This window comes from Pseudomonas silensiensis (genome assembly GCF_050434865.1).
Lineage (GTDB): Bacteria > Pseudomonadota > Gammaproteobacteria > Pseudomonadales > Pseudomonadaceae > Aquipseudomonas > Aquipseudomonas fluorescens_W.
This window is the reverse complement of sequence record NZ_JBNDJH010000015.1, coordinates 132,376-155,168: the sequence shown is the minus strand read 5'-3', so window position 1 is coordinate 155,168 and position 22,793 is coordinate 132,376. Positions and strand designations below refer to the sequence as shown.

The window sequence follows — 22,793 nt, the reverse complement described above, 5'->3', positions numbered from 1 at the left end:
ACTATTAATGACCGGCTGATCGACAGGGTCGATGAAGAATTTATTCAGGCGATGAAAGTTATTTTTTTAATTATTAACTAGCTGATTTATAACGATAAAAACACGTTATGGATGTCCTCGATAATGTGCTCTTAAATAGCGATTAGACAATATTTAAACCCCGTTCATATTCTTTCTCCGTCAATCGAACAAAGACCTGAATCAGGGAAGCGAGCGGTCGGATGCGCCTGTTCAGCGGCCGGGATGAGTAGCCACTGACGATCGCTGCAAAAAGAAACCCGGAGCCCCATGACAGGGCTCCGGGTTTTTTGTATGGGTCGTCCCGAACTCACTGCGCCCCGAACATCGCCGTCCAGTAAATCCCCGGATCACTCTTCGGATCAACCGCATAGGCCGCGCCCAACTCCCGGTACTGTGGGTTCATCAGGTTCGCGCAGTGACCGGCGCTGGACACCCAGCCATCGACTACCTTGCGCACAGTGTCTTGGCCGGCAGCGATGTTCTCGCCGACCTGTCCGCCGCTGTAACCGGCCAATTCAGCCCGGTCACCCGGCATGCGGCCATCGCGGTCCTTATGATCGAAGTAATTGTTGTTGGCCATCGACCGGGCGTGCTCCTCGGCCGCCGTTGCCAGTGCGGCGTTCCAGGTCAGTGGCGTGGCGGCGGCAAAGGATTGCGTGCCGCACTGGCGCGCCTGGCTGCGTACGATATTGAGCTCGGCCAGCAGTTTTTGGCCTTCCGCCTGCCAGTCGCCCAGGCGAGCGCTCAACAGTGGACGCGCCAGCACGATGCGCCACTCGCGGTCCTGGTGGCTGACGCCGACATCGACGAATTGCGGGTCCAGCACGATCTGGCAAAAACTCTCCTGAATCGCTTTCATCGCCGACGGCGCATCGCGCGGCCCGGACAGGCTGATCGCCTGTACATTCTTCATCGGATAACCCGCGCTGGCCATTGCCTGCTGCAGATTGCCGACACTGTTGGCGTTCATCGCCAGCCGTGGGTCGCCGGCCAGCGGTGGCAGTTCCTGCGATACCTGACCCGCACAACGCTGCACCTGGCTGCGGTACAGGTTGATCGAATCAATCAGTTGTTTCTCGTCGGCCGCCAACGCATTCATGGCGAACAACATCCCCAGTGACACCGTGGCAAGACGCATAGCAGATGATTTGAAGCGCATGGAAATCCCCTTGAGCTGACTGCGCCCATCATGCGCGATTTCACCCCCGCGAGCGCAATGACTTTTCATGCCCGAAGACAGTTTTTTTGTCCGTCTGTTGGAATGAATTTTGGCAACTACAATCAAGCAAAGTCGCCAGTGCGGCGTGCTTCCGGTTCCGTCAGAAAGGTCGATCATGCGAGTTATCTGGATAGCCACCTGCTTGGCAATAACCCTTCTCGCCGGCTACGCCATGGCGTCTGAGCAAGAGCAAAAAAAGGAAGTGGCCGAGGACAAGGCCGAGGTCCTTGAGCAGAAAGCCGCGGAGAAGGGCGCCGATGTCCCGGTGCCCAAGTCCGAAACCATCACGACATCCGAGGCTCAGGCAGTCGACCCCGCCGGGCAGTCGCCCATGGACGATGCAATCACCTGTCTGGCCCGCTCCATCTATTGGGAATCCAAAGGCAAATCACCCGCAGACATGGAAGCCGTCGCCAGCGTCGTCATGAATCGCCTGGGCCATGAGGGCTTTCCGGACACGGTATGCGCCGTGGTCAAGCAGGGTTCTGAAACCAAAAATTGTCAGTTTTCGTGGTGGTGTGATGGACGCTCGGATCAGGTCCAGGAAGAAAGCCAATACGCGATTGCCAAGGAAATCGCGCGCAAGGCGCTCAACAAGCAACTGAACGACCGAACCCACGGTGCGATGTATTTCCACAACCGGAAGGTGAAACCCGCTTGGGCCAGGAAATACATCAAGACCACAGAGACTTCGATGTTTCTTTTTTATAAGCCGCATGAAGGGGCGGCGAAGTAGGGGCGTTCGCATGAGCGAGGTCTACCAGAAATGCAGCCAGATCTGGTGCAGTGACGATGCCAGGTTTCAACAGCGAGGTGCGCAAGTCACTGCAAAAGGCATTTACCGCATTGGCCGACCACTACGGTGTGCCCACTGAGCGACAACACTTCGTTGAAGGACCGCCCGGCAAAGCGCTGGCCGCCTTTGCCGCGCATCACCGGGCCGATGTGATCGTCATGGGAAATGCGCATCGCAAGGGACTGGGCAAATGGGTGGGCAGTACGACGGAGCATGTTCTGAATCGAGTGCCCTGTAACATTTTCGCCGTTACGGGGGCTGCGGATCAGTGAATGTATTGGCTGTTAAAAGACTCGTATCGCCATCGGTCGCGCTAACGCGTTATCCAGATGGTGCGCAAGCTTCGGTTCATTCCGGCGTTGTGGCCAGCAGGAGGGATCGGCGTGGTAGACGATTCCTCCTCCCGGAATCCATGACGATGATCAGGCTTGCGCCGCGCTCATCGCGCCAGTGGCCATGGATTTTTTGCGCACCGCTTGATAGAGCAGGCTGGACACCATGAAGCCCACAACGGCCAGTAGGCTCATCAGGGTGAAGACATAGTTGTAACCCTGTTGACCGGGGAAGTGGTCGAGGATCGCGCCGTAGATGACGTAGGCAAACATGCCGGGTGCATAGCCGATCAGGCAACCGATGCCAAAGGCCGAGCCGGTGATGTGCTGGGGAATGCCGACTTCACCCATGGGGGCCCAGAACACGCCGCGCATGGAGAATACGATCAGGGCGAAGGACAGCGTGGCGGCCATGCCCGCATAGATGAAGCCCGGGCTTTTCGGAATCAGCATGATCACGCCCATCAGCGGTAACAGCGCCAGGAATGCCCACTTCAGGTAGCGGCTGGTGCTCTTGAACTGCTTGTCGGCAATGAAACCGCCAGCAGGCCCGCCGAGGATCTTCAGGAAGTACTGGTTGATGATGCCGTAGGCGCCCACCAACGCCACAGGCAACCCGTACATTTCCTTGAGGTAGGGAATGAAGTAGGTCAGGCCGCAGTAAACGATGTAGACCATGAACACGTTGAGGCTGACCAGCCAGATGCCCGGTACCTTGATCGCTTCCATCAGGTTCACCAGGCCATTCTTCGGCTTGGCCACCGACTGCGCGTTGCCGCCCTTGAGCAGGAACCAGGTCAGGGTGCCGGCCAGAATGTCGATGACCGAGTAGAACAGGATCGCCGACTTCAGGCCGGTTTCGCCCGAACCCATGGCGACGAACACACCCAGAGCTGAAAAGGCTACCAGTGTATCAACCACGCCACGCCCGCCTTCGAGCAGGCCGAACAACCGGCCTTGCTCCTGATCGTCACCCAGGTTGCGGATGGCTTTGAGTAGCGATGGCCAGAACAGGCAGTCGGCACAGACGGCCAACAGACTGAACACGATCAGCAAATTGCTGAAGGGCGGAAAGGTCGCCAGGTACAGTCCCAGGCTACCGGTCCCGATCAGACCGAGGGGGATCAGTTTGCGCGTGTCGTAGCGATCGGCGAGCAGGCCGCCAATCACAAACAGTGCGGTCGCGATGATCGCGTTGGCACTCAGCAGCATACCGATTTCAGTGTGGCTCAAGCCCATGAATTCCTGCATGGGTATATAGAAGGCGTCCTTGAGGTTCGCCAGCTTGTAGATGGTGCCGCCACCGAGGATGAGGATCAGGAATCTGAGCCATTTGGCCTTGTTTTGAATTGTCATTATTGTTCTCCGGGCGTAATCGGGTCGTCAGGATCAGGCGTTGGAAGGGCTGGCCAGGGTCAGTTCGGCCAAGGTGCGCAATTCGGCCAGCAGGCTACGGACATAGGCGACCTGGTTGTTCGCCCAGCGGTGTTCATCGGCCAGCATTCGCTCAAGCGAGTAGCCGTTCGGGAGCGGCGTTTCGCTCATCTCCCGGTAAGCGATGAAGGGATCGGCCGCCTCAAGGCTCTGGCGGAAGGCCGGGGCCACGTAGTGGTTTTCCTGCTCGAGAATGAAGGCGATCACCTGTGGGGTTGTTTCGCCCAGCATCAACAGTTCGAACAGCATGCGGGGGCTGGGAAGATCGTCCTCGTCGCTGCCCTGCAATACGCCGTAATGGCCGAAGCCGTTTTGTTCGGGGACGATGCGCACACCCTTGAGGTGAGTCTGGCGGATGTGCGGCGCCAGGTTTCGCAGGGCCTGCAGGGGCTGTTCGCAGGCATTGATCATGTTGCCGAAGTCGAACAGGGCATGCAGGCGAGGGTGGTTGAGGCGGTTGAGCAGTTGCGCGATTTCGCCGCTCTTGAGCTCTTCATGCTGCTCGAAGTCAAAGTACAGATCGTGTGCGTCGGCCTGTTGCGCGAGGTAGTGCAGGTCGGTCTCGATCACGTCCATGACCCGCGACAGCGTGCCCTCGTAACGTGAGTAGACACGGATGTTGCGCACCCCCAGGGCCTTGGCGATGGCAATCACCTGGTCGACATCCTTTTTCAGCGTGCTGCTGATTTCCAGGTGCACATCCAGCCCCAGCGCTTTGGCCTTGGCGGCAAACGCCTGGAGCTGCGCGGGTGACATTTGGCTCAGGCTGTTTTCCTCGCCGTCGAGCAAGTGCAGGCTCAGGCCTTGCAGCTCGTGGCGGTAGGCGAAGTCCAGCATGTCGGCAGGGGTGACACGACCGTGGGTAAGGTTGGTCAGTAGCGGGTAGGCGTGGGCAAACAGGCGCAATTGCCCGAGACGTTCAAGTAACCGCCGGGCCAGTGCGTCCGTCAGCACGGGAACTGGCCCGTGTTCGACCACCTTATGGCTCAGCAAGGCGTTGAATCGTTCCTGGATCTTGTTGTTCATTAGAGTCGTTCCTGGTTCAGACACCGGGTCTACCGGCGCGCCCTTTATCGCGCCAGTCAGGAACTCTCGATAGATCCATTATCAGTTAATTGATAGGACCACTTGCCTCGCATCAAGTGTTCGGCGGCAGATAACCCAATGTGCGCAAGGCCCGGGCCAGCGCCTCGACACGCTCCCGGGCCTGGTTTTCAGGCGTGCCGGCAAAGCCGATCAACAGGGCCGGCGGCAGGGCATGCTTGATGCGGTAGTCGCTCAAGGCGTAAGTGTGGATGTTGTGCTGGGCCAGTTGTTGGGCGATGTCAGTGTCACTGAGTTCGGGGGGCAGCCAAGCGATCAGGTGCATGCCGGCATCCGTCGGAGTGATCCTGAAGAAGCTGCCAATTTGCTGTTCGAGTTGTTCGATCAATGCCTGCTGGCGCGCCTTGTACAGCGCACGCATGCGGCGGATGTGCCCCAGGAAGTGGCCTTCGCTCATGAAGTCCGCCGTTGTCGCCTGAAGCAGTGTGGGCGGACTGCGATCCATGACCGCGCGCAAGGTGCAAAAGGGTTCGACCAGGGCCTGCGGCAGAATCACGTAACCCAGTCTGAGTGACGGAAAGAGCACTTTGCTGAACGTGCCGACGTAGATCACCCGGGCCATCTGGTCCATGGCATACAGCGCCGGGAGGAGGCGGCCACTGTAGCGAAACTCACTGTCGCAATCGTCCTCGATGATCCAGCTCTGATGCTGCGCAGCCCAGTCGATGAGTGCCTGGCGCCGCGCATAACTCAGGGTGACACCCAAAGGATGCTGGCGCGAAGGCGTACAAAACACCAGGCGCGCATCAGGGCACTCGGTCAGGCCTTGCTGGACATCGATCCCCTGTTCATCGATACGCAACGCAACCACCTGAGCGCCCTGGGCCTGCAACGCAATGCGCGCGGCGATGTGCCCCGGGTCCTCCATCCAGACGCTGTCCTGCGGATTGAGCAACAGCATGCCCAGCAGGTTGAACGCTTGCTGCGCGCCGGAAACGATCACCACTTGCCCGGCATTGCAGTCGATGCCACGCGCATCGAAGACGTATTCGGCAATCGCTGTGCGCAACGCCTGCAAGCCTTGCAACTCGCCATAACCCAGAATGGCCTTGGTCGGCTTGAGCAGGTGACGGTTCATCAGGCGCCGCCAAATCGCCTGCGGGAATGCGTCATAGGTGCTGTGGCTGGGCAGGAAGGAGGTCGGGGTCGCGGGGTCCCAGTCGGCATAGGACACCCCGCGAAAATGATCGCTGCGCAGCGACAGCATCGACTGGCTCAGGTCAGACAGGCGCGGTGGCTGGCGCTGTTGCTCGTCCTTGATACCCCGGCTTTCCCACTCAGTGCCGACATACGTACCGGCGCCAGTGCGCGAGGCCAGGAAACCTTCGGCAATCAGCTGATCGAACGCATTGAGAATGGTAATCCGCGACAACCCCAACTCGTTGCTCAAGGTCCGGGTCGACGGCAGGCGCACGCCCCCCTGGATTCTGCCGTTGAGTATCTGTTTGCGAATCTGCAGATACAGTTGGCGGTACAGGGGAATGGCACTGGTACGGTCCAGCTCGATGGCCGACAGCAGCAAACCTGCGGGGGATTTCATGACATGCTCGACTGGATGAAATGGGATTTGACCTGCAAACCGTCAGGCGACGGCGAGGTAAGGGTAACGAGCGATACCCGATAAGTCATCTGTCTGGCGTTGATGTTCGGCGCAATCCGGTCGCTGGATCTCACTGAACAGGCCGATGATCACGGCACTGTCCAGTTCGATGAGAAAGCCAGTGTTGTAATGCCTGGCCTGTAGAGGCGGGTACTCCAAAAGCCGCTCCAGGCCGACGCTTTTACAGGGATTGGAGGCTGGTTTTGATGGTCGTGACCACACGGTTACGGCCTTCGTGTTTAGCGTGATACAGGCGTTGATCGGCTGTGCGCAGAATGGCCTCGATGGTGTCACCGTCGCGGCCGGATTGCGATACGCCGATGCTCACGGTGACCACGGTTAACCGCTGCAGGCCATGAAAAGAATTATTGGCAACGGTGCTTCGCAACCGCTCGGCGATTACGTGCGCGCCCTCAAGTGAAGTCTGAGGCAGCAGAATCATGAATTCTTCCCCGCCCACTCGGGCTACGCCGTCATACGGCCGGATCGAATCGAGGCATTTCTCCACGAAGTCCTTCAGGATGTCGTCGCCCACCTGATGCCCGAAGCGATCATTGATGGACTTGAAATTATCCAGATCGAGTGCCAACACCGAGAACGGCTCACCACCGCGCTTGGTCCGGCCCATTTCGACTTCGACGCGTTCCATGAACCGACGCCGATTATCAGCGCCAGTCAGTGGATCGGTCGACGCCAGGTGCCCGAGTTCTTGATTGGTGCGCTGGAGTTCCAGCAGGGCGCTCTCGGTATACGCCATCGCTTCGGCAAGACGCACCATCAGCTCTTCCTGGCTGTAGATCTTCGAGAACGAGCGCGTGGTGAGGAACGCTTGCACGACCCCATAGCTCAGCATGAAGAAACCACCGGCGAAGATCGCATGAGCGAGCCACCACATGTGGTTCCACGGACGTGCAAGGATGAAGGCAAGCGATGACAGCGCAAACGCGGTGACCGAGACGACAAAAATCATCATCAGCGGCGAACGGATACGGCGCAGCAGGAGTATTGCCACGGTCAATGTGGAAAGAATGAGGGCGCCACCTTCCATCGAGAGGCGTACCGCGAGATTGCCGGCGATCGGTGAATTCGCGACATACGCCACTGCCACGTCAACCAGCAGGAACAGTCCTATCCAGGTCAACCACGGGTGGGCCTTCATTCGTTGGTCCGCGGCATCGGGTGGGCGGTGGTACGACAGCATTCCGACTAACAGCAAACTCGACATGACCAGTCGAGAGGCCGGTCCATACAGCAGGAAGAGCCAGATATTGTGGTGCGCTTGCCCGGTGAACGCACCATGCAACGCGTAGATGACTACAAAACCGAGAAAACCCAGCGTCATCCATCGCAGCAGCGGATCTCCCGATGACTGATAGCAGCGCCACGTGACGTAAGTAACAAACAGGCCCGCCAAGGTGGCCGCCGTGATCGCAATGATATGGAACAGGTGGTTTTCGAAAATAAGGGTGGGGTCTTGGAAGACGTACAAGTAGCCAATCAGATAGGCCGGAACAAACGCAAATCCTGCGAGCAGCAAATAAGCGTAAACCTTGACCATGAGGCGCACGGCTTCAGGTGGCTCGCCGCTGGCGATGAGATTGCTCATGGTTCCCTCCAAGTTGAAATCTATTTAGCCAACACCGGTCCGGTGTCGGCTCCAAAGCCATCTGCATGCCAACGGTCCCTCGCATCATTACGCAGATAGGGGATGGACCGACCTATGGCATTTCAATATTAGACTTCTTCCCGATTTCTGCTGCACAAGCAGCTAAAAATGTTCACGCAAACGCCAGGGCGCGCTAATTGATCTGCACAATGACCGGACCTTCCGTGACGACTGGCGGATCTGCATGGATGTGCGAGGCGTTCTTCTGAATCCAGTCGCGAGCGACTTTCATGCTCTCATCGGTGCCGGCCTTGTCCGTGCAAACAGTCACCGACATACCGCCATCAGCGAGAGGCAGCAGTGTGTAGCTTGCCAGGCCTGTCACTTTCCGGAGGGCCGCTTCGACGTCGGCCTTTTTCTGCTCTAAAACATCGAAAAGCTGCTTTGCACCAGGACCTGAGTAGGTTCGTATGACCGCATACATAGTCCGTCTCCTGTGTGATTTACCGTCTTGATAACCATCCGGATCCGCTGATGGCCGCTGATGTGTTCAGCTTAGTCAAACGCCGGTGACAAGCGAAAAGCAACGACCACCGGCAGCCGCCATTCCTGATGTGGACGTAGATCCCAGCAGGGCGACTGAACCCATCAGAAACCGGGGCGATCCCGATCACTTAAATCCGACCCCTTCCTGCAATGTCGCTTTCACGTCACTACGCATTCGTGGTTAACCCTTGGGGGGAATAACGTGTCGCTCAACCGCGCTCCATACTCTGGCGAACCCCGGCGGGTTGGGCCCTTACTTAACGGTGCAAGGAACAGAGATGAAGATTGAATTGGTGCAACTGGCTGGCCGTGACGGCGATGTGGTTCACAACCTCGGGCGTACCATGGAGGCCATCGCTACCTGCGCGGCTGACACGGATTTGTTGATCTTCCCGGAAACCCACCTGACGGGATTTGTCGATGCCGATCAATTGGCGAGTGTTGCCGAGCCCTTGAATGGCCCCACCTTGCAGGCCGTCGAGCAGTTGGTGCGCAAGCGTAATGTCTCAGTCGTCGTCGGCATTGCGGAGAATGATGGCGGCATCTTTTACAACACCTCGGTGCTGGTAACGCCCGAAGGTATCGCCTTGCGCTACCGCAAGACCCACTTGTGGCCATCGGAGCGGGGTCTTTTCCAGCCGGGTGATCGCTATGTCACGGCACTGTGGAAGGGCGTGCGGGTAGGCCTCCTGATTTGCTACGACATTGAACTCCCGGAAAGCGCCCGCGCCCTCGGGCAGCTCGGCGCCGAGCTGATACTGGTCACTAACGGCAACATGGATCCCTACGGCCCGGTCCATCGCACGGCAATCATGGCTCGCGCCCAGGAAAATCAGGCGTTTGCGGTCATGGTGAATCGGGTGGGAAAAGGGGAGGACGGCCTGGTGTTCGCGGGGGGCAGCGCAGTGGTCAATCCGTTCGGGCAAATAGTGTTTGAGGCCGGTCGCGAGGAGTGTCGGCAGGTGGTCACGCTTGACCTTGACCAGCTCAAGGCGTCCCGGCGGGATTACGACTACCTCAACGACCGTCGCCTGCACCTGACAGGTGAACAACTTGAGCATACCGACGGTCGTCGCGAGCTGCTGATTCCTTGAGTTGTTTGAATTCTTCTCCCCAGTCATACGTCGTTGATCTTGCCGATGTCGGCCCTGCCCGGACGGGCAGGCGATCTACTACACCATCGCCGCCATCTTCATCGCGCAGGCCACGAACACACCGCTGACCCTGACGGATCAGTTGATCGTCCTGGCCGTGCTGATGTTTACCTCCAAGGGATCTGCCGGTGTCACCGGCTCGGGATTCATCATTCTGGCCGCGACGTTATCGTCCCTGGGCACCATTCCGGTGGCAGGCATGGTGCTGCTGTTGGGCGTCGACCGGTTCATGTCGGAAGCGCGTGCGATCACCAACACCATCGGCAATGGCGTCGGAACAATGGCCATTGCCAAATGGGTCGGGGCGCTGGACACCGTGAAAATGCACAAGGCGCTGAATGGTGAGGTCGAAGGGGAGAAACCCGTGACGGCTCAGACAGAGGTTATCGCTGCTCATTCAGCGCCTGGTTAACGGAGCGTGCTCAAAGTTTGTAGCCGATCTGCCGCAACAGGTTCTTGCGCCACAGGATGTCTTCCTCGCCTTCAATGTCACAGGCACAGAAGCCATCCACCACACCCAGAATCGCTCGCCCTTGGTCCGTCTCGGCGAGAATCACTTCAGTCGGATTGGCCGTTGCACAAAAAATGCGGCACACCTCCGGGACCATTTTGACGGCGTTCAACACGTTTACGGGATAGAAGCCATCGTCGAGGAAAATGATGAAGCTATGGCCTGCGCCGATGGCTTGGGCATTGCTGCGGGCCAGTTCGATCATGGCGGTATCGGTGCCGGACCAGCGCACCAGGCATTTACCGGAAGCTTCGCAAAACGCCACGCCAAAGCGGATGCCTGGCACGGCATTGACCAACGCTTCGTGGATGTCCTCGACGGACTTGATGAAGTGGGTCTGACCGAAAATGAAGTTTGTTGCTTCCGGCTTGTCGATTTTCAACGTGATGAGTTGCATCTCAAACGCCTCCATTCACGATGTCGTTATTCTTCAGCCTAGCGTGAGAACGAGCCGGGCGTTGAGCATCGATGCGTTTGATACTTGAACATACAAAGCACCCCGCTGCTGACACAGTGCAGATACATCAGTGCGCTTTCATGGGCCAGTCCCACACGCATAGAGAGAATTGCCATGTACCGCAAACTGCAGCATGTCGCGAAGTTCCTCAGCCAGAGCGCGCGTTTAATGGTTGGCGTACCCGATTACGATAACTACGTGGCGCAAATGGCGCTCAATCATCCCGGTGAGCCGGTCATGAGCTATTCGGCGTTTTTTCGTGAGCGTCAGGAGGCCCGTTTCGGCCGTGGGAAATGCAATACGCGTTGCTGCTAGAACTTCGCATAGTTCAACGCATCGACAATGGCCGAGCCACCAATACCGGTCAGCGACAGCAGCAATGCCCTGATCAGCGGGTCTTCTGAGTAGCGTGAGAAAGAGCCGGTATTGAACGTCGCGACCCGCTCGCGGATCATCTTGAACTTGGCGTAGCAAGGCGTCGTTTCGGGTGTTTGCAGCAGATAGGCGTCGAGTCGTTGCAGTGCAATGGTGCGGGCCTTTTCCGCTGCGCGTCGCAGCGACAGCGCGGAGACCAGCAGCACCAACGCTGTCAGCAGGTAGGAAATGATCAGGCTCGGCGGTGTCGGCCAGTTATCGAACAGGCTGCTGCGCGACGCCAACAGGATCAACAAGACCACGGTCGGCGCATAGATCAGACGGTTAACGGCCGAGGTGCGCTTGGCGATCAGCTGCAAATCCACCCACTCGTCGATGCACGGGTGCCGGAGCATGCCAAAGGTTTTCTTGTGCTCCATCTGCAAGGTGCCAGGCCAGATCGCATGATGTTCGCTGAGATGGCGGATAAATCGCGTCAGCAGCAAGTTGGCATCCACCACCCAGAACACCAGCACCTGGAACGTCAGGCTGGGGATCAGCCAACTCAGCATCCACCACATCGATGCGCCGCGAACGGGCATGCCCTCCATGGGCCAGATGACAAACAGCACGCTGGTGACCACGACGTAAACCCACGTGGCGAGCATGGCCCGCAGCATTCGGGCGCCGAAGGAGCCGCAGACGCAGTGCTCACCCCAGAAGCGTGCAATGACGATCATCTTGCGTCCGTCCGTGCAAGCGGCCTGTGCCGGTGCGCAGGACTTTGACCATTCGTCGCTGGCAGTCAGTAGCGGGAAGAAAATCTTCAGCAGGCAGTGCCCCAGTTCGTTGCACCAGCGACGCAATCTCCAGCCTTTGCCCCGGCGGATCAAGCGTCGAACCTGTCCCCACAAGGTCATCTCGTATTTGCGCATGTGCAGGCGCAAATGGTACGCGGCTTCGATCTCGGTCCGGTTGATGCGCAGGTTGCGCCAGCCCCAGGCCAGCGCCGAGAGCGAGATCAGCACGGCCAGCAGCCGCAGTGCCACGGAGGGCCAGGCACTGATGCCTTCAAACAGGAACATCGGCTCACCCAGTCCGTTGTCCGTCAATGTGCTGCGCATCTGGTACGCCAGCATCAGCGCGAGGATGAACATGACGAGAGGGACCACGATGTACCACGCCCGGGAGTCGTATAACCCCGTGTCCATGCTGGCTGTCGAGTCCTTGGCCATCGCCAGTTGCCGCGCGGAGCGCCGGGTCAGGTTCGACGAGATGATACCGAGCAATATCAGCACGAAGGTGAACCAGAGAAACTCCGCATGCCAGAACCGCGTGGCGATGAATGCGCAGGCCGCTGCCACCATAAACAGCGTCATCGGCACGCCGCGCACCCAGGACAGCCGAGTGTCATGGTCATCTTTCGGGCCCTCGATGCGCCACCAGACGATGAACCCGGCGAGTATCAGCAGGGTGATTGTCAGTGGCCCGGCCCAGAAGAAAGATTGGGCTTGCTTGAAGCGGTCGCGGATGGATTTTGAGGGTTCAGGGTAGGGCGGTGGCGAGGGGTCTTGAAGGCAGCGCAGCGCCATCAAATCGTGTGGACGTACGCCTCGTTCCGACTGCGATTGGGTCGGTGCCTCGCAGCTAGCCGGGCGTGACGCGGTCAGCCGACTCGCCAGCGGAATGAAGCCGCTGATGCCCACTTCATAGATGCCCGGAGATAGCAGCTCCGATTTGGAATAGTCGAACTTCGCGCGCTTGGCGTCGAAGGATTGCGGCGCCAGTGCCGCCAGCACCGAGATGAACACCGCACTTTGCAGGCTGTCGCGAAACGGCGGCACGTCCTGTTGCAGGGCGCGGGTCAGCGTGAGTCCGTAGGGGGCGGCGAGTATCAGGTTGCGCGTGGTTTGCGCCTGGCCCCGTTGCAACATGCGGGCATCGAGGTCGGTGGAAAAGTACAGTTTGTACGGCATCCGGCTCTTCAGCGCTTGCAGCACCAGGAGCTTGTCGTAGGCATCGACGCCCAGTACGCCAATCGCGCCGATGCCGCTTTCGCCATTGCGTCGATAAGCCGCGTCCTCGTTGGCGATATGGTCGGCGAGGCGCCGCAGGTAGTCGAGCTGGGAGTTGCCGTCGGATTTCTCCAACGGACTGAGATCAAGTTGGGTGGGGTCTTTGTTTTTACCGGGATCGGTACTGGGGCTTTTTTCGTTGCTCGCGGATTCTTCCGGGAGACGTCCGTCAAGGCCGCGCAGATAGCTGAAGCGCAAAATCCACTGATCGACCACATCCCTGTGGTTTTTTTCGTCGCTGCCCAGGCGGGCATCCTTGGCCACCTGTGTCTTGAAGCTTTCGATCAGCGCGCGGCTGTAGAAACTGTCCCACTCGGAAATCAACGCGATGCGATGACCGCTACGGCGAAGGTCACGAGTACACGGTGAGCCGATCCGTTGCAGCTTGTCTTCGCTGCAACTCACGCCCGTGGCCGGGTCCACGCGGCGTAATTTCAGCTCTTCAAGCATCAGTTGCGTCATGGTGCCGTCGTCGCTGACGGTGCGCAGCAACTTCATGGATTGTCTGCTCGCCAGCGGCGGCGACCGCTTCTGGTACCCGCGATCCAGCGTCTCGTTATCGGCCGTGGCCAGGGGTGAGTAGATTTCGACCTTCGGCGTGGCCTGGCCGATGTCCTGATCCTGGAACATGTCGCGCAGGACGGTTGAGGTAGAAGGGCCGATGACCTTCAGGACCGCCGTGTCGGGTGGCTCGGAACAGGGTTTTGGAGCGCACGCCACAGCGGTTTTATTTTTCAGGGTCTCGCGTAACGTTTCGAGCGATTGCAGTGGCGTTGAGCCAAGTGCGTCCTGCTTGAACCAGAACACGATCGTTCGGTCAGGCGGTGGTGGTGACCCTTCAAGGGCTGTCGGTGGATCGAAAGGATTGGAGACGAACACTTCATAGGGCGCGTCGACGAAACCGGTTTTCTGCGGAGTATCCAGCGACAGGTTGGCGGCGAGTCTCAAGCAGTGGATGTACTGTTCCTGATCCGGCACCCGGTGGGAATTCTTGAACCCTGCCAGCAGCGCATAACGAATGCGCCGGCGCCGTTCGACTTCGTCGGCGTAAGGCCCGCCTTCGACCAGCGCCACCATGATGTCGGGCGCCGGTTTGTCTCCGGACAGGGGAGAAAGATCCGGGCTGCACACATGCTCGGCATCCGGGTTCTTGCTGTCCGTGAGCTTCTTGCGATAACGCTCGACCGCGTCAAAAGGGTCTTGCCATAACCGGGCTTCGATGGGCAGTTGTGCCTGGAACTGTGCACCGATCGGCCGCGGTTCAAGGAACGGTTCGCGGTTGAGCGCGAACATCGATATCACCAGACTCAGGATGACCGCACTGCCCGGCAGCCAGAAGGCCAGGTTAGTGCCAGAACCCTTGCTGCCCATGGCCTGTGCCTCTTGTTCTCGGCCAACTGATTACAGTTATTTATAGACCCATTAAGAGGGTTCAGTGCAAAGTCAGTGGCGGTAAAATCCGTCATGCCACCTTTAAGGTCAAAAGAAGCCGCCACCATGCACACCATCGGACTCATCGTTTACCCCGGGTTTCAGGTGTTGGGCCTGGCGATGTGCGCCACGTTCGAGTTGGCCAACATGGCCACCGACGAACCGGCGTACAACATTGCCTTGCTGTCCGAGCGCGGCGGTACGGTGCAGACCTCCGCCGGGTTTGGTGTGGAAACCTCGGCGTTCGACCAGCGCTCGTTCGACACGCTGCTGGTGCTGGGCGACAACCTGATCCGTCCGGTATCACCGGGCATGGTGGCGTTTTTGCGCAACGCCAGCCGGACCACTCGGCGGCTGGGCTCGATCTGCACCGGCGCGATTGCACTGGCCGAGGCCGGTTTGCTGGACGGTCGACGGGCGACCACTCACTGGTGCCATGCACCGGCACTGCAGAAGGCGTACCCGAAGGTGAAGGTCGAGGAAGACCGGATCTTCATCAACGACGGCAACATCTGGACGGCTGCGGGCATGAGCGCCTGCGTCGATCTGGCGCTGGCGTTGGTGGAAAAGGATCTGGGTGCGGAAGTCGCGCGGCGGGTGGCCCGGCAATTGGTGGTGTACCACCGGCGCGCGGGAGGGCAGTCGCAGTTTTCGGTGATGCTCGAACTGGAGCCCAAGACCGATCGCATCCAGGCCGCGCTGGCCTATGCCAAGCAGAACCTGAAGTCCGCGCTGTCGGTCGAGGAACTGGCCGGCGCCGCCAACCTCAGCCCTCGGCAGTTCAGTCGCGTGTTCCATGCCGAAACCGGGCAATCACCGGCCAAGGCCATCGAAAACCTGCGCGTGGAAGCGGCGCGTCTGATGATGGAAACCGGTCGACACCCCATCGACGTGGTGGCGACCGATACCGGTTTTGGCGATCGGGAGCGAATGCGTCGGGCGTTTATCCGTGCATTTGGCCAGCCGCCGCAAGTGATTCAGCGCGCGAATCGCGGGTGATGTTCGGGATGTCCTAAAAGGTGGTGTATTCGACATTTCGGTCTAAATATTATTGGCGTAATTTTGATCTCGTTGAAGTCCACTCCCTCAATGAGATCACCGCCATGACCCTCGTAAAAGCCGCTGCCGTACAAATCAGTCCCGTTCTTTACAGCCGTGAAGGCACCGTCGACAAAGTGGTGCAGAAGATTCTCGAACTCGGTGAGCAGGGCGTGCAGTTCGCCGTGTTCCCGGAAACCATCGTGCCTTACTACCCGTACTTCTCCTTCGTTCAAACGCCTTTCGAAATGGCGGCTGAACACCTCAAACTGCTGGATCAGGCCGTCACGGTCCCTTCGGCTGCCACCGAGGCCATCGGCGCCGCCGCCAGACAGGCCGGCATGGTGGTCTCCATCGGCGTCAATGAACGTGACGGCGGTACGCTGTACAACACGCAGTTGTTGTTCGATGCCGACGGCACCCTGATCCAACATCGGCGCAAGATTTCCCCGACTTATCACGAACGCATGATCTGGGGCATGGGCGACGGCTCCGGCCTGCGCGCCACCGACAGCGCAGTAGGGCGCATCGGCCAACTGGCGTGCTGGGAACATTACAACCCGTTGGCCCGTTATGCCCTGATGGCCGACGGCGAACAGATCCATGCGGCGATGTACCCAGGATCGTTTGCGGGGCCGTTGTTTGCTTCACAAATGGAGGTCAGCATCCGCCAGCATGCCTTGGAGGCCGCGTGCTTCGTGGTCAACTCCACCGCGTGGCTGAACCCTGAACAACAGGCGCAAATCATGGCCGACACCGGTTGCCCCATCGGCCCGATTTCCGGTGGTTGCTTCACTGCGATCATCAGCCCGGACGGTTCGGTGTTGGGCTCGCTGACCGAAGGCGAAGGCGAGGTGATCGTCGACCTCGACATGGGTCTGATCGACAAACGCAAACGCATGATGGATTCGCGCGGTCACTACAGCCGTCCGGAACTGCTGAGCCTGCTGATCGACCGCACACCGACGAGCCATGTGCATGAACGCAGTGCGCATCCGAAATTGGCGGTGACCGAGGTGGTGGAAGAAATTACTCGTTAAACGGCAGGTACAAAAAAGGGGACTTTTAAAGTCCCCTTTTGCTCGTCCGGTCTTACAGTTCCTGACCCAAAAAGATCAACGTATTGCCATGGGCCTCAGCCGCTGCGCGTTGGTTGTAGCTGTCGCGGTGCGAGCAGTTGAAGCCATGTTCCGCTTCCGGATACACGACAATTTCGACGTAATCGCTGTTCTCGAAACGCTCGGCGATTTTCTCCACGGCTTCCAGTGGGATGTGGCTGTCCTGTTCACCGAAGTGCATCAGCAGCGGCACTTCGATTTCATCGGCCCGGTCGAGTTGGTTCTGGATTCCGCCGCCGTAATAGGCGATGGCCACGTCCACCAGCCCATTCGCGGCGGTGAGGTACGAGAGCAAACCACCGAAGCAGTAACCAAGCGAGGCGATCCCGCCGTCCAGGCCCGGCTGGGCTTTCAGGGCGTCGATGGCCAGTTCGATGTCGGTCTGTGCCTTGCCGACGTCGGTGGCGTTCATCAACTCGACGGCGCGTTTCCAGCCGGCCTCGTCGTAGGTCAGTTCAATGCGCTGGCCGCTGCGCCAGAACAGGTCCGGTGCAATCACCAGGTAACCGTCGGCAGCGTATTGTTCGGCAACCGCGCGGATGTGTTCATTCACGCCGAAGATTTCCTGGATCAACACGATCCCCGGGCCTTTGCGGGTGTGCGGAATCGCCAGGTAAGCGCCGAATTTACCTTCGGCGCTGTCGATCTCGATCCATTGGGTGGTCACGCTCATGGTGGCTCCTGTCTACACAAGTGAGGGGGGGTGAAGCTTATTTCGGCTGCGTGGCCTTGAAGCTTGGCAGAGACTGCATACGTTTCCACCATCCGTCGAAACCGTCCACCGAAAATACCAGCGGTGCATCCGGGGTCATGGCGATGTAGGCGCAGCCCGGCGCCAGGTAAAAGTCGCCGATGCTGGGTTCAAGACCTGCGATATAGGGATCGGTGCCTTTTATTTTCATCAGCTCGCGCAGCACCCGCTTCGAATTTTCGATGCCTTTGCGGCGCGAATCTTCATTCTGCCCGCCAATAAAGTCAGGAAAAAGATGGTAGCCGAACACTTGCACAAGGTTGGCGTAGCCATAGGCATCGTAAATGCTTTGGGCCATGTGGGTGCGAGCGCGGTCGTGGGCGTTATCAGGGGTGATGGACGGGCCTGGCAGGACTTCGTCCAGGTAGGCGACGATCGCGCCGGTTTCGATCACCCGGAACCCGTCATGATCGATAACCGGCACCTTGCCGAAGGGGTGACGCACCAAATGTTCTGGCAGCTGCGGCTCGCCTTTGATCACGTTGACCTGCACCTGGTCGAAGTCCGCGTCTTTTTCCACCAGCAGCATCTTCACGGTGCGCACATAACTACTGCCGTCAAAACCATAGAGGGTGAGACTCATGACGATTGCTCCACTATTGAACCGAGGGACTTTATCGAGTCCCTGGCGCTTTAGCGGTGATCGCGACGCCAGAAGACTCGAGCCAGCAGCGCATCGAGGCTGAGCTTGCCGGCACCCGAGAGCAACAGCGGCATAAAGGCCGCGAGGTAGATCAGCGGCAGTTTGAAATTGCCATGACCCTTGTTGCTGATGGCGTAACCCTGGGCAAGCTCACTCAATGTAGACCAATCGGCCGGCCAGTGAACGGCGGCGGTCGCGACGACCGTGACCACGATCAAAATGATTGCCGAGATCCGCGTTCCCAGGCCGACCAGTATGGCCAGGGCGCAGATCAGTTCGGCCCACATCGACAGTTCCCAGTTCAACGTGGTCGGCACGTGGTTGAAGGGGAACGGGAAGCTGTCCTGAATATCGGCGAACCAGTTTTCGCCATTGAATTTTTCCAGGCCTGATTCGAAGAATTCCCAGGCGAGGAACAGCCGCAGGGTCAGCGGCGCGATCCAGCTACCGGCACGGTCGAGGTTCAGGTGCAGGCCTTTCACGGCCGATGAGAGTGAGGTGGTCATGGGCTTGATCTCCATTCAGTCAGGGAGGAGGGGCACCGCGGTGCCCCACACAGTGGGTTACTCGCCGGCGCCGCACTTGCCTTCGCCACATTTACCTTCCGCCGGTTTTGATGCCGTGTCGGCCTGGACCTGGCTGTAGCCGTGGGCCAGTTGTTTCATGCTGAACGCCTCGGACTCGGAGGCCGAAGCCACGTTGGACAGGGCCAGGCCGCCAGCGATGATCAGGCCGAGGGTCAAGGAAGAAGTCGAGAGCTTGAACATGGTGATACTCCGTAGCATTGAGTGAGTTGAGCGCTTTGATCGGCGTGGCCAATCGACAGGCACAGTTCATCAAGCAGGTGTATCTGCGATGTGTCTTTGGTGTGGGGATTTAGAGGCGGGGTGTGTCGGGAGGGGCGCTGTACACAATGTGATACGTAACCCTGAAACTCCTCAGCCAACCCAATCCTGTAGCAGCTGTCGAGCCCCAGCGAGGCTGCGTTCGGCTGCGGAGCAGTCGTGAAATCGATCGACTCGGTAATCCAGGTAAATCACGTGCACAGGGATTACGACTGCTGCGCAGCCGAACGCAGCCTCGCCAGGGCTCGACAGCTGCTACAGATAGTGTGATCCGCTACCGGCCGCTGACGTCTAGCGTCTGTGTCCCCGCAATCCCATGGGGCGTGACTTCGGAACCCGGCATGCAAGCGCTGTTGAACGAGATCCTTGACGCAGTACGTCCTCTGATCGGCCAGGGCAAGGTGGCTGATTACATTCCCGCCCTCGGTACGGTGCCGGCCGATCAGTTGGGCATCGCGGTGTATGGCAATGACGGCGAGCTGTATTGCGCTGGCGATGCCCATACGCTGTTCTCGGTGCAGAGTATTTCCAAGGTGTTCAGCCTGGTGCAGGCCATCGAACATTCCGGCGAAGACATTTGGAAGCGCCTGGGTCACGAGCCTTCCGGCCAGCCGTTCAATTCGCTGGTGCAACTGGAGTTCGAGCGCGGACGCCCGCGCAATCCCTTCATCAATGCCGGTGCGCTGGTGATCTGCGACATCAACCAGTCACGCTTTGCCGCGCCGGCGCTGTCGATGCGCGACTTTGTCCGTCGGCTGTCCGGTAACCCGCAAGTCATGGTGGACGGCAAGGTCGCCGAGTCCGAATACCAGCATCGCGCGCGCAATGCTGCGATGGCTTATCTGATGCAGTCTTTTGGCAATTTCCATAACGACGTCGAAGCGGTGCTGCGCAGTTACTTCAGCCATTGCGCGCTGCGCATGAGCTGCGTGGATCTGGCGCGGGCGTTCTGTTTTCTGGCCAATGACGGTTTCTGCAAGCACAGCGGCGAACAGATCCTCACCGCCCGCCAGACCCAGCAGGTCAACTCGATCATGGCCACCAGCGGCCTCTACGATGAAGCCGGCAACTTTGCCTATCGCGTCGGTTTGCCCGGCAAAAGCGGTGTAGGCGGGGGGATTGTCGCGGTGGTGCCGGGACAATTCACGGTGTGCGTCTGGTCACCGGAGTTGAACACCGCTGGCAACTCCCTCGCGGGCATGGCCGCGCTGGAGTTGCTGAGTCAGCGGATTGGCTGGTCGGTGTTCTAGACACGTGGGTCAGATCGGTAACGCTTCGACCCGGCTGCGCAGACACGCCAGCGTTTCATCGTCCAGCACCGTGGTGATATTCAGGTGCTCTTTTGCCTGAAAGAGATTCATCGCATCCCGGGTCTGTTTGCCGACGATGCCGTCGACAGGGCCGGGATGCCAGCCCAGGTACGTCAAGTAGGTTTGCGCCATACGGATTCTCAGGTCCGGCGTCCCTCCATAGGAAAACTTCTGATACGCCGCGCTGAGTCGCACGTCGTAGTTGTTGATCGCGTAGTTGGGACCGTTGTAGCGGCGTGCAAAGTTTGCCCAGTCCTTGGCCCGCAATGCCGCCACCGAACCGCCTCCGATCAACTCGCCAATGGTGCAGAGCAATTGGTCGTTCTCCGAGGCGACCATGCGCTTGACCATCGCCTCGACATCCGCCGAGTTCGTTTGCGCGAAATTGAACCCCATCGTTTGGCCCAGTCCCCACGAGGTACTTTGCAGGGCCGCGTTCCTGTCCAGGCGCATGGCCAGATTCAACCGGTCGTATTGATGCGCCCCCGAAGCGCCATAGTTGCCGGGGGTTTTGCTGCTGATATCGGGATGTTGTGCGTCAAACTCGTGGTGGGTCAGCCGACTGAATACGTGACGCTCGTAAAGGATTTTCGGACGGCGATCGGAGAAGTATCCGTTGCCGGAAGTTTCTACTGCCAGAACAGCCCATAGTTGCGCGGCACTGACTTTGGCAAGATCCAGCGCCTGCGCCAGACCTTCCTCGTCAAGGGCCGCTCCATGGCTTTTGAATTCATCGCTCATGACGGCCTCCTTGGATAACAGGAAACACTGGTGTATCTCTTTTAGCGTAGGAGCGCCGGGTGCAGGGCCGCCGGGTTTTCGATCATCGGTCAGGCGTGCGGTTAATGACGCTCCAGGGATTTTCCTATACATTTTCCGGCCGCCCACTGCATGGTGAAACCGCTTCATGTCTCTTGCGCTCGAACGTCTAGTCGCTGGCACGCCTATCCCTTTCGCCGGGAATCGTGTCTCTGTGGTCAGCCCCGAATTGGCCGCGCGCTTTCAGCCCGGGGACCATTTGCTGGTGGAGCAGGTCAGCGGCGAGTTGTTGCTGATTCCAGTGGCTGACCAGCAAGCGGCAGCCATTGCAATCGAACGTGCCGAAGCGGCGTTCAGCGCAATGTCTGCAGTCTCGGATCAAGCCATTAGCGAGTTCTTTGATCGCTTCGCCCAGCGTCTGGAAGACCCTGCCTGCTGGGCGTTGATCGAAGCCGCCAACCTGGCCGACATCGAGCGGGCCAAGGCCCGTGGGCGTTCCACCACACGGCTTCTGGCGGATGAACGCATGCGCCGTGACATGATCGCCGGCCTCAGGGCCTGGCGTGACGCGTCGGCCACGCGCGGCAAAGTGGTCAGTTGCATCGAGCATGACGGCTGGAAAGTCGAGCAAGTGGTCTCACCGCTGGGCATCGTCGCGTTTGTCTTCGAAGGCCGACCGAACGTGTTCGCCGACGCCGCCGGTGTGTTGCGCACGGGTAACACGGCGGTGCTGCGCATTGGCAGCGATGCGTTGGGCACGGCGCAAGCCATCGTCACCCACGCGCTGAATCCGGCACTGAGCGACGCCGGGTTGCCGGCCGGCGCGGTGTCGCTGGTGGAAAGCGTCAATCACGCCGCCGGTTGGGCGATGTTTGCTGACCGGCGTCTGTCGCTGGCGGTGGCCCGTGGTTCGGGTCGTGCCGTCAGTCAATTGGGCAGCATCGCCCAACAGGCCGGCACCGCCGTCAGCCTGCACGGCACCGGGGGGGGCTGGCTGATCGCCGACAAGGACGCCGATGCCCAGCGCTTTGCCGCTGTCGTGCGCAATTCGCTGGATCGCAAAGTCTGCAACACGATGAACGTCTGTCTGATCCACCGTGACCGCGTCGCCGAACTGCTGCCGCTGTTCCTCGATGCGCTGCAACAGGCCGGCACCGCCCGCGGGCAGGGCTGCAAATTGCACATCGTCGAAGGCAGCGAGCCGTACTTGCCAACCGATTGGCAGACCGCCAGCGTTGAGGTGTACCGCGCCGAAGGCTATCAGACCGAAGCGTTGGCCGAACCGCTGCCCGAGGATCAGTTGGGCCGCGAGTGGGAATGGGAGGAAACCCCGGAAGTCAGCCTGAAGATCGTCGATGACCTGGACAGCGCCATTGCGTTGTTCAATCGCTATAGCCCGCAGTTCACCGTGTCGTTGATCAGTGAAGATGCCGCGGCTCAGGAACGCTTCTACAACGCGGTCAACGCACCTTTTGTCGGCAACGGGATTACCCGCTGGGTCGATGGACAGTACGCGCTGAACAAGCCGGAACTGGGGCTTTCGAACTGGGAGAGCGGTCGCCTGTTTGCTCGTAGCGCGATTCTGTCGGGCGATGGGGTGTTCACGATCCGCAGTCGCATGACCCAGACGGATCTGTCGGTCAAACGCTGATCCAGCACCACGACCCCGGTCAACGGCCGCACTATACT

Annotated in this window: 21 protein-coding genes and 2 pseudogenes; 9 read left to right on the top strand and 14 right to left on the bottom strand. The window is 59.3% G+C overall.

Annotated elements, in window-relative coordinates; translation table 11 throughout:
- Positions 1 to 328: 328 nt before the first annotated feature.
- Positions 329 to 1,180, bottom strand: coding sequence for a CAP domain-containing protein (locus QF010_RS21535; RefSeq protein WP_429510222.1), 852 nt, complete (start codon positions 1,178 to 1,180; stop codon positions 329 to 331).
- Positions 1,181 to 1,355: 175 nt separating this feature from the next.
- Here QF010_RS21535 and QF010_RS21530 point away from each other — a divergent pair, with 175 nt between their 5' ends.
- Positions 1,356 to 1,976 (top strand): cell wall hydrolase, encoded by a 621-nt coding sequence (locus QF010_RS21530; protein WP_429533908.1) that lies wholly within the window; start codon positions 1,356 to 1,358, stop codon positions 1,974 to 1,976.
- A gap of 35 nt (positions 1,977 to 2,011) precedes the next feature.
- Positions 2,012 to 2,308, top strand: a pseudogene (locus tag QF010_RS21525) (universal stress protein); the annotation flags it as partial.
- A 150-nt stretch (positions 2,309 to 2,458) separates the two neighbouring features.
- Here the strand turns inward: QF010_RS21525 and QF010_RS21520 are convergent.
- The 6 genes from QF010_RS21520 to QF010_RS21495 form a co-directional block, all read right to left on the bottom strand.
- Positions 2,459 to 3,724 (bottom strand): MFS transporter, encoded by a 1,266-nt coding sequence (locus QF010_RS21520; protein ID WP_429533907.1) that lies wholly within the window; start codon positions 3,722 to 3,724, stop codon positions 2,459 to 2,461.
- Positions 3,725 to 3,757: 33 nt separating this feature from the next.
- Positions 3,758 to 4,828: a sugar phosphate isomerase/epimerase family protein gene (locus QF010_RS21515; protein ID WP_429533906.1), complete on the bottom strand. Its 1,071-nt coding sequence runs from the start codon at positions 4,826 to 4,828 to the stop codon at positions 3,758 to 3,760.
- 112 nt (positions 4,829 to 4,940) lie between these two features.
- Entirely contained in the window at positions 4,941 to 6,446 is a 1,506-nt protein-coding gene (gene pdxR / locus QF010_RS21510; RefSeq protein ID WP_429533905.1) for a MocR-like pyridoxine biosynthesis transcription factor PdxR, read from the bottom strand.
- A 42-nt stretch (positions 6,447 to 6,488) separates the two neighbouring features.
- Positions 6,489 to 6,665, bottom strand: coding sequence for a hypothetical protein (locus QF010_RS21505; protein ID WP_156363896.1), 177 nt, complete (start codon positions 6,663 to 6,665; stop codon positions 6,489 to 6,491).
- Positions 6,666 to 6,687: 22 nt separating this feature from the next.
- Entirely contained in the window at positions 6,688 to 8,112 is a 1,425-nt protein-coding gene (locus QF010_RS21500) for a GGDEF domain-containing protein (protein ID WP_429533904.1), read from the bottom strand.
- Positions 8,113 to 8,305: 193 nt separating this feature from the next.
- The gene (locus tag QF010_RS21495) at positions 8,306 to 8,596 is read right to left on the bottom strand and encodes a hypothetical protein (protein ID WP_033054426.1); all 291 of its coding nucleotides are present in this window, start codon (positions 8,594 to 8,596) and stop codon (positions 8,306 to 8,308) included.
- A 340-nt stretch (positions 8,597 to 8,936) separates the two neighbouring features.
- On the opposite strand from QF010_RS21495, the gene QF010_RS21490 reads away from it, so the two are divergent.
- Complete coding sequence (locus QF010_RS21490) at positions 8,937 to 9,752, top strand: carbon-nitrogen hydrolase family protein (RefSeq protein ID WP_429533903.1); 816 nt, start codon at positions 8,937 to 8,939, stop codon at positions 9,750 to 9,752.
- Between the two features lie 58 nt (positions 9,753 to 9,810).
- Positions 9,811 to 10,224: pseudogene (locus tag QF010_RS21485) on the top strand (cation:dicarboxylate symporter family transporter); the annotation flags it as partial.
- Positions 10,225 to 10,234: 10 nt separating this feature from the next.
- On the opposite strand, the gene QF010_RS21480 reads toward QF010_RS21485, so the two are convergent.
- A complete protein-coding gene (locus QF010_RS21480; protein ID WP_429533902.1) occupies positions 10,235 to 10,720 on the bottom strand; it encodes an adenosine-specific kinase in 486 nt (161 codons plus the stop codon).
- A gap of 174 nt (positions 10,721 to 10,894) precedes the next feature.
- Here QF010_RS21480 and QF010_RS21475 point away from each other — a divergent pair, with 174 nt between their 5' ends.
- Positions 10,895 to 11,095, top strand: coding sequence for a YbdD/YjiX family protein (locus QF010_RS21475; protein ID WP_033054429.1), 201 nt, complete (start codon positions 10,895 to 10,897; stop codon positions 11,093 to 11,095).
- Here the strand turns inward: QF010_RS21475 and QF010_RS21470 are convergent.
- Entirely contained in the window at positions 11,092 to 14,580 is a 3,489-nt protein-coding gene (locus QF010_RS21470) for a hypothetical protein (RefSeq protein ID WP_429533901.1), read from the bottom strand. The genes QF010_RS21475 and QF010_RS21470 overlap by 4 nt on opposite strands.
- A 126-nt stretch (positions 14,581 to 14,706) precedes the next feature.
- Here QF010_RS21470 and QF010_RS21465 point away from each other — a divergent pair, with 126 nt between their 5' ends.
- Both QF010_RS21465 and QF010_RS21460 read left to right on the top strand, forming a co-directional pair.
- Positions 14,707 to 15,639: a GlxA family transcriptional regulator gene (locus QF010_RS21465; RefSeq protein ID WP_429533900.1), complete on the top strand. Its 933-nt coding sequence runs from the start codon at positions 14,707 to 14,709 to the stop codon at positions 15,637 to 15,639.
- Between the two features lie 104 nt (positions 15,640 to 15,743).
- A complete protein-coding gene (locus QF010_RS21460; protein ID WP_429533899.1) occupies positions 15,744 to 16,718 on the top strand; it encodes a nitrilase-related carbon-nitrogen hydrolase in 975 nt (324 codons plus the stop codon).
- A 52-nt stretch (positions 16,719 to 16,770) separates the two neighbouring features.
- Here the strand turns inward: QF010_RS21460 and QF010_RS21455 are convergent, their stop codons facing one another.
- The 4 genes from QF010_RS21455 to QF010_RS21440 are packed head-to-tail and all read right to left on the bottom strand — an operon-like array spanning position 16,771 to position 18,957.
- Positions 16,771 to 17,469 (bottom strand): dienelactone hydrolase family protein, encoded by a 699-nt coding sequence (locus tag QF010_RS21455; RefSeq protein ID WP_033054434.1) that lies wholly within the window; start codon positions 17,467 to 17,469, stop codon positions 16,771 to 16,773.
- A gap of 37 nt (positions 17,470 to 17,506) precedes the next feature.
- Positions 17,507 to 18,130, bottom strand: a complete 624-nt coding sequence (locus QF010_RS21450) for a glutathione S-transferase family protein (protein WP_429533898.1) — start codon at positions 18,128 to 18,130, stop codon at positions 17,507 to 17,509.
- Positions 18,131 to 18,180: 50 nt separating this feature from the next.
- Positions 18,181 to 18,696, bottom strand: a complete 516-nt coding sequence (locus tag QF010_RS21445) for an HvfX family Cu-binding RiPP maturation protein (RefSeq protein WP_429533897.1) — start codon at positions 18,694 to 18,696, stop codon at positions 18,181 to 18,183.
- A gap of 57 nt (positions 18,697 to 18,753) precedes the next feature.
- Positions 18,754 to 18,957 carry an HvfA family oxazolone/thioamide-modified RiPP metallophore gene (locus QF010_RS21440; protein WP_033054440.1) on the bottom strand — a complete coding sequence of 68 codons (204 nt, stop codon included), beginning with the start codon at positions 18,955 to 18,957 and terminating at the stop codon, positions 18,754 to 18,756.
- 419 nt (positions 18,958 to 19,376) lie between these two features.
- On the opposite strand from QF010_RS21440, the gene glsB reads away from it, so the two are divergent.
- Positions 19,377 to 20,285, top strand: a complete 909-nt coding sequence (gene glsB, locus QF010_RS21435) for a glutaminase B (RefSeq protein ID WP_033054442.1) — start codon at positions 19,377 to 19,379, stop codon at positions 20,283 to 20,285.
- A gap of 9 nt (positions 20,286 to 20,294) precedes the next feature.
- Here the strand turns inward: glsB and QF010_RS21430 are convergent, their stop codons facing one another.
- On the bottom strand, positions 20,295 to 21,086 hold the full coding sequence (locus QF010_RS21430) for an N-acetylmuramidase domain-containing protein (protein WP_429533896.1): 792 nt from the start codon (positions 21,084 to 21,086) through the stop codon (positions 20,295 to 20,297).
- A 166-nt stretch (positions 21,087 to 21,252) separates the two neighbouring features.
- Here QF010_RS21430 and QF010_RS21425 point away from each other — a divergent pair, with 166 nt between their 5' ends.
- Positions 21,253 to 22,755, top strand: coding sequence for an aldehyde dehydrogenase family protein (locus QF010_RS21425; protein ID WP_429533895.1), 1,503 nt, complete (start codon positions 21,253 to 21,255; stop codon positions 22,753 to 22,755).
- Positions 22,756 to 22,793: the final 38 nt, after the last annotated feature.